2 protein-coding genes are annotated in these 1116 nt (G+C 62.1%); both read left to right on the top strand.

Features of this window, described 5'->3' with window-relative positions:
* A partial coding sequence (locus EN939_RS35270) for a hypothetical protein (protein WP_127271947.1) occupies window positions 1-402 on the top strand: 402 nt, incomplete at its 5' end.
* A 7-nt stretch (window positions 403-409) separates the two neighbouring features.
* Window positions 410-1116, top strand: a 707-nt coding sequence (locus EN939_RS35275; RefSeq protein ID WP_127271949.1) for an alpha/beta hydrolase, incomplete at its 3' end; no start/stop codon positions are given.

The following is a 1116-nucleotide window of genomic DNA, read 5'->3' on the forward strand; positions in this document are numbered from 1 at the left end:
CCCGCCGCACCGATCCAGCCGGGCTCGCCGACCGCCGTGGTGCGGCCGTTTTACGATCAGGTCGGACTGGAGATCGATCCGGCCGAGCGAAGCCATTTCATCGACCCGGCCAAAACCGTGCTCGACAAGAGCGACGCGTTGCGCAAATCCGGGCAGGGCGAGTGCCTCGACCCCAACATGGCGCTCGACAATGCCGATTACGACAAGGCCGAGATCGACAAGAGCCTGAAGACGCTCGAGGCGATCAACGGCGACCAGGCCAAGGTCATCGTCGCCTTCGTCATATCGGGCAACCCGCACCGGCTGGAATGGAAATTCAAGAGGGTCGACGGCGACTGGAAGATATCGGACCTATTGTCGGTGACCGGCGAATGGGCACTCAGCCAGTATCAGTGCGAATGAACCGGCGATGAAGCTTTGCTTTTCGCTAGCCATCGTGCTGGTCGGACTCGGCGTTGCCGGGGGCGTGTTCGACTGGCACATCGGCACGATACTAGTCGCTCGCCAGCCGCGGCAAGCTCTGGCAGCGCCTGGCGACTTCTCCGTCGAGCGCGTCGTACTCGACCAGGCCGATGCGCCCGAGCTTGTCGGCTGGGTAGCCGATCGAAAGGGCAGTTGCGGTGCGATTGTGCTGCTACATGGGCGCGGCGCCAACAGGCTGGCCTTGGTTCAAAGGGCGAAGCTCTTGTTCGACGCTGGCTATTCCGTTGTCTTGTTCGACCTCTCCGGTCATGGAGAGAGCGGTGGCGCCGTTCAGGGCTTCGGGTATTCGGAAGGCCCAGACGCCGCCCGTATTATTACCTTTGCTCGGCAACGCTTTCCAGGCCAGAAGCTTGGCGCCATCGGCTCGTCGCTTGGCGCCGCCGCACTTGTCTTTGCTGCGCCGCAAGCGCCTGCCGATGCCTATGTGCTGGAGCAGCTCTACGCAACCTTGCGCGAAACCACAGCGTGGCGAATGCCTTTCCACTTCTGGCGCGGTTTCCAAGCCGATGTCCTTTTGGCACAGATGCCGCTTCGTCTCGGGTTGAGCGCCGATGATGTCAAGCCGGTCGACCATCTTGCTGCTATCGGCAAGCCGCTGATGCTGCTTGCAGGCAGCAACGACCCTTTCATCGA

The organism is Mesorhizobium sp. M7A.F.Ca.CA.002.05.1.1, assembly GCF_003998335.1.
Lineage (GTDB): Bacteria > Pseudomonadota > Alphaproteobacteria > Rhizobiales > Rhizobiaceae > Mesorhizobium.